The organism is Microcoleus pseudofavosus SVA1_A4 (assembly GCF_036700565.1).
Classification (GTDB): Bacteria; Cyanobacteriota; Cyanobacteriia; order Cyanobacteriales; family Microcoleaceae; genus Microcoleus.
On sequence record NZ_JAUBPE010000146.1, the window covers coordinates 1 to 5661 of the forward strand.

5 protein-coding genes are annotated in these 5661 nt (G+C 41.3%); 1 reads left to right on the top strand and 4 read right to left on the bottom strand.

Translation table 11 applies throughout. The features are described 5' to 3' along the window. Window positions 1-246: 246 nt before the first annotated feature. Window positions 247-489 (top strand): helix-turn-helix transcriptional regulator, encoded by a 243-nt coding sequence (locus QUA02_RS32620; RefSeq protein ID WP_333033863.1) that lies wholly within the window; start codon window positions 247-249, stop codon window positions 487-489. 31 nt (window positions 490-520) lie between these two features. On the opposite strand, the gene QUA02_RS32625 is transcribed toward QUA02_RS32620, so the two are convergent. From QUA02_RS32625 to QUA02_RS32640, 4 genes are all read right to left on the bottom strand, one after another. Beyond that, window positions 521-1462, bottom strand: a complete 942-nt coding sequence (locus QUA02_RS32625; protein ID WP_333033864.1) for a hypothetical protein — start codon at window positions 1460-1462, stop codon at window positions 521-523. After that, window positions 1452-2666, bottom strand: a complete 1215-nt coding sequence (locus tag QUA02_RS32630) for an AAA family ATPase (RefSeq protein WP_333033866.1) — start codon at window positions 2664-2666, stop codon at window positions 1452-1454. The genes QUA02_RS32625 and QUA02_RS32630 overlap by 11 nt, the downstream gene beginning before the upstream one ends. Window positions 2667-2915: 249 nt before the next feature. Then, window positions 2916-4154, bottom strand: coding sequence for an LL-diaminopimelate aminotransferase (locus QUA02_RS32635; protein ID WP_333033869.1), 1239 nt, complete (start codon window positions 4152-4154; stop codon window positions 2916-2918). Window positions 4155-4280: 126 nt separating this feature from the next. After that, window positions 4281-5435: an RNA-guided endonuclease InsQ/TnpB family protein gene (locus QUA02_RS32640; RefSeq protein WP_333033868.1), complete on the bottom strand. Its 1155-nt coding sequence runs from the start codon at window positions 5433-5435 to the stop codon at window positions 4281-4283. Window positions 5436-5661: the final 226 nt, after the last annotated feature.

Sequence of the window (5661 nt, forward strand, 5' to 3'; positions counted from 1 at the left end):
TTATCTTTAACTGAGCTTTCAGATATCGTGAGCTCCTGCTCTTGGGTGGCGATCGATTATTCAGCAAACCCTAATTAAAGAAAAGACCGCTATTCCCGTAAGCACAATTTGTTTAAACAATACTATCTGATGTTTCTGTATTTGCCTAGAGCAAATCAATTTAGGGTAAGCGTAAATCAATTTAGGGTAAGCGTAAATCAATTTAGGGTAAGCGTAAATCAATTTACGGTAAGGGTCAATTAGCTTATGGAAATGTTTAAAAAATCCGAGCGATCGCCACTAAAGAGACTCCGAGTTAAGCGGTTTATGACTCAAAAACAGCTAGGAAAAGCACTTGGAGTTACGGAAATGACGGTAAGCAACTGGGAATCGGGACGATCTGTACCGAAGCTAACGCCTGTTCAATACAAGAAGTTGCTAGAGATTCTGCAAATTACCTCTGCTGAATTACCAGACCAATTTGGTTTTCCTAGCGATGCTGATGGATAGAAAATGGAATATTATAATTGAGGCGTTTTATTTAAACGAACTCATACAATGTTTTGAAAAAAAAAGGAATATGAGACTTAACATCGCTACTTTGCTCTGAATAAAATCTCCCAATTTCTAACGAGAGTTGCTCTCTAAATACCCAATCTTCCCGGCTAAAGTCACCGGATGGCTTAATTTGATGCCAATAATCCTTAGCTTTTTTAATTGTCAGCAAAACAGCGATCGACTGATTCCTATGCGTTTCATCTACAGCATTTTGAAACCGCTCTTTCCACGAAGCCTGAAATGCTGTAATTTCGGTACAATCTAATCCCGAACAGTAACTAATGCGATCGAAGGCTCTCTGTAGGTTGTTCTGTAAATCTAAGTCGCTACAAATTGCATCAGCCATATCCAGATAAATATTTGCGAGTACCGCAGAATTCCCCTGATAAATCGGCTCGTTACAACAATTGTCAAATATTGGTTGAAGTTCAGGTGTCAGAAAATATGCTTCTTTATGAATCAAACCTGTAATCCAGATCCGGTGCTGTGCTGCGTTTTGCTCTTTCACCTCCGATTTTTCGTAAAGACTGCGAAAAATAGCTTCTGTATCTGTAAAAATATAATTGTCGATCGTTTGCAGTTGCAAGTCTAAATCTATCATTGCAAAAAGTCGATCGGGATCTAAATATGAATTAGTGGTATCCTTTTCGTGTAATATTGAAAGAGTAAAGTAGGTGTCTAATACATCTTTGCGATCGCCGCAGTTGAAAAATTCTGGTAACTTCTGTCTCCACCATGTCGGAACGCAAGCCTTATAAAAGTTGGCATCAGGCATTTGCTCCATTGCTTTATAAGCTTGAGGTGACTCTCTACCCTGCGTCTTCCGAATATCACCTTCGCACAATACCACAATTTTGTTTTTAATTCTGCGAGACTGAAGAATTGCCTCGCAATGTTTTTTTAGCTCTTCTGGACTAAGACTCATTTGTAATATTAGATTCTTGTTTGATCAGTTTTGGCTCAATTTCTTTAACGTGAGCTGGTGTCAGAGCTTCACACAATGCGTAGGAGTGAGTTGCCAGAATATATTGATTGCTGGGCGCCCACTCTTGGAGGTCTGATATAATTTGATATTGCCAATCTGGATGAAAAGCAATTTCAACTTCATCCATCAAAACAATAGCATCTTCTATGTGGCGAGACTTGAGCCATATATAAATGCTGAGTCTTTTGAGTTCGCCGTGACTTAAATCTTCTGGATATAGTTCTATAGTTTCACCATTATTATACAATTGAAAGTTGACACCCGACAAGTCTTCATTTACATTTATCCTTTTATTTCCCAATAGCAGATTTAATTCCTTAATTAGAGATTGATAGCTGTTCCCGTAGTTACCTGTCTTGATGGCTTCTCTGAAGTCGCGATCGCGAGCAGCTTTAAATGATTCAATAAGTAGCTCCACAGCAAGGAAGTCATAGGTAAACAAGCCATTTAATTCAGATCTTGCAGATTCAAGTATCGCGTAATAATTCTTGTCTCCATTACTTGAGTGACCAAATAAGAGTTTTCTAGAATCGGGCGGAAGAAATAAAAAAATCTGTGTTGAAGGAGCGGCTAGAAATGTTTTACGCGATACCTTATCTAAGAAAAATTTTGCTTGCTCCTTTTTTTGATTGTTAACATGACAGTTTAACACTGTGATTGTTATTATTGTATCGTCGTGAGATATTTCTTTTCTAAATTTTTCAACATAACATATAATCATATTTTCGGAATTTTTATATTCATGCTCGAATTCATACTCGAGTGGAGCCGCTCCTTCTAGAAAAGAAAAGTTTTTACAATAAAATTCAAGTTTGACAATTTTTTCTCCATCCCAAATATCAATGATTGCTAAAATTTTTTCTTCCTCATCCAAAATTTTAAATCCCTGAAGCAGGTTTTCTAAAAACCGTTTTTTATCGTCATCCACAGAACAGTGCAGCAACACAAAAATTAACTGCAACAGCGTACTTTTCCCGCCGCCATTTTGACTACCAAGCGGAAAAATCTTAGGAACAAAATCCTTTTCAAAAGTGATGTCTATATTTTTCAAACCCCGAAAATCAGGAACTTGAACTCGTAGCAAGTGCATAAAAACTCCTGGTGTTAGCTGGTATTTTTTATTGAAAGGCTGAGCCACCATCATTTTAGATTATAACTCACATTTTTTACTATTTTCATGAACAGGCTTTCCGGCCTGTTCCACAACATATTAAATTAATGCTTTTTCGCTGATTCCGGCAGTCCGCCAGGGGTTGAAACCCCTGTCTCAAAGCTAAAGTCCTCTGAAGAGGACTGAAAAACTCATTAGTCCTCTTCAGAGGACTTTCGCTATTAGCCAGGGAATTCATTCCCTGGCGGGCTGGCGGCTTTTAGGTTTAAGCAGGAGATGAGATTACACCTTAAACTTCTCCACAATTCGTCTCATCGCTTCTTCCACATTCTCCCGACTGTTAAACGCCGAAATGCGGAAATAACCCTCGCCCGCCGCACCAAAACCAGAACCAGGAGTTCCCACCACATTGCAAGTTTCCAGCAACTTCTGAAAGAAATCCCAACTCGACAAACCGTGAGGCGTTTTCACCCACACATAAGGTGCATTTTCGCCACCAAAAACCTCGATTCCCGCCGCTGTCAATTTCTCTCGAATAATCGCAGCATTTTCCATGTAAAAATTGACTAATGCCTGAATTTGTGCCTTGCCTGCCTCAGAATAAACCGCCTCAGCACCGCGCTGCACGATGTAAGAAACTCCGTTAAACTTAGTAGATTGGCGGCGGTTCCACAACTTCCAAATTTCCACATCGGAACCATCTGCTGCTTTTCCAGTCAAAGTCTTCGGTACAACTGTTAACGCGCAGCGAGTACCCGTGAAACCAGCATTCTTGGAAAAAGAACGAAATTCGATCGCACAATCCCGCGCTCCTTCAATTTCGTAGATAGAATGCGGTAAACTCGGATCGGTAATATACGCTTCGTAAGCCGCATCGAAGAAAATAATCGAACCGTTAGCTTTAGCATAATTTACCCAAGCTTGCAAGTGTTCCTTGGTTGCAGTTGCCCCCGTCGGGTTATTCGGAAAACACAAGTAAATTAAATCGACTTTTTTGTCGGTGGGAATTTCCGCAGTAAAATTGTTTTCTGCTGTAATTGGCAGGTAAACTAAGCCGCCGTATTCGCCATTTTCGTTCGCATCTCCCGTATGTCCGGCCATCACGTTAGTGTCTACATACACCGGATAAACAGGATCGGTAACTGCGATCGTGTTATTGTTGCCAAAGATATCGAGAATATTGCCGCAATCGCATTTAGAACCATCAGAAATAAAGATTTCCGAAGCATCAACATCGCATCCCCGCGACTTGAAATCGTGCTCGGCAATTTTCTCCCGCAGCCACTCATAACCTTGTTCCGGGCCGTATCCTTTAAAGGTATCCCGCGAACCCATTTCTTCCACCGCCGCCACCATCGCCTCCCGACAAGCAGCCGGTAGCGGTTCAGTCACGTCGCCAATCCCCAGCCGAATGATGGGCGCTTCGGGATTGGCTTCTGCATAGGCTTTCACCCTGCGCCCAATTTCGGGAAACAGGTAGCCGGCTTTGAGTTTGAGGTAGTTGTCGTTGATAGTTGCCATATGTTCGATCGCTACAAATGTCGTAGAATAGCTTACTGCTACATAAGATTTACATAAAGCGGACAAGACTGACATCTCGGACACTTAAAACTTACTTCCTGTGTCTGCGTAGGGAGTCGGCTCCTTCTACTCAACAGGCGTTAATTCAGGACTAGCCATCCTTACTCTATTTCTTGAGACCGACGCTAAATTAATTGCGGCATTCAAATCTCGATGACAACTGTTACCACAAGCCTCACAAACAAACACTCGCTCCGAAAGTGGCATCGGTTGAATGTTACCGCACTTTGAGCAAGTTTTAGATGAAGGATACCATCTATCTACCACTTCGACAACAGTGCCGTAGATGGGAGATTTATAAATGAGTTCTCGTCGAAATTCATAAAACCCTGAATCTAAAATTGAAGCAGCCAGCTTGTGATTTGCTGCCATGCCAGAAATATTCAAATCTTCTATAAAGATGTGAGCGTACTTTTTGCTTATTTCTGTCGTTGTTTTCTGCAAGAAATCCCGTCGCCTATTGGCAATATCGGCGTGTTGTTTAGCAAGCTTTCGATAAAATTTCCGAGCGTTTTTCGAGGTTTTGATACCAACTTTTCTATTTCCTAATTGCTGGTGACGATTCCGATACTGTAGTTTCCCTAGCTTGATTTTCGCTGTTTTTAGGGAATCTGGCAGTTGGTATACCGTACCGTCACTCAAGGTGGCAAAGGTGGAAACTCCTAAATCTATGCCTGTCGGTTCGGATACTTCATGATACAAAGGGGGGATTTTGTCAGCTTTTATTGTAAAACTGACATACCATTTGTCGGCTGTACGGCTGATGGTAAATGTTTGAGAGCAACAGTTGTACCGGATAGCTTCTTTCAGGCGAAAGGTTCCCAATGTGGGAATTTTGATCTGCTTGCGGGCCATCAGAAATATTGGCCCATTGCTGCTGTCTACGGTAAAGGAGTCCTCACATTTCTTGCGTTTGAAATTAGGAAAGCCACTGACACCGTTAAAAAAGCGTTCTAGGGCGCTATTGAAGGCAATGAAAGCATTTTGATAAACGCGGGATGATAAAGTGTTAGTCCATTGATATTCTGGTTGTTTTTTGATAAAGTTTGTGAAGGTTTTTTTGATGAGGGCAATTTTTCGAGTACGGCTGACTTTGATATCCATCACGCCCAAGTAAAGGGTACGAGCTAGGTTATAGCAAAATCGAGCGTAACCGGCGTGTCGCGCCATCCTTGTACGTTCCGAATTGTTGAGTTTTAGTTCTAGCTTGAGGGCGTACATAGGCTGGGGAGAGAGTCAGAACTGCCTTCTTCTGATACTTATTTTACCAGTCACAGCCCACGAAAGGCAAGAAAACCGTGTTTTTTTGTCCCTGATGTCTTTAATGTCACCAAAAGTAGACGAAACTGCCGTTTAGTATCACCTCCCAATGGGAGCATGTCACTTTTGCGATAAGTATTTATACTTGTGCAGTTTTTCGAGGTCTACCAATTAAGCCATTTAAGTA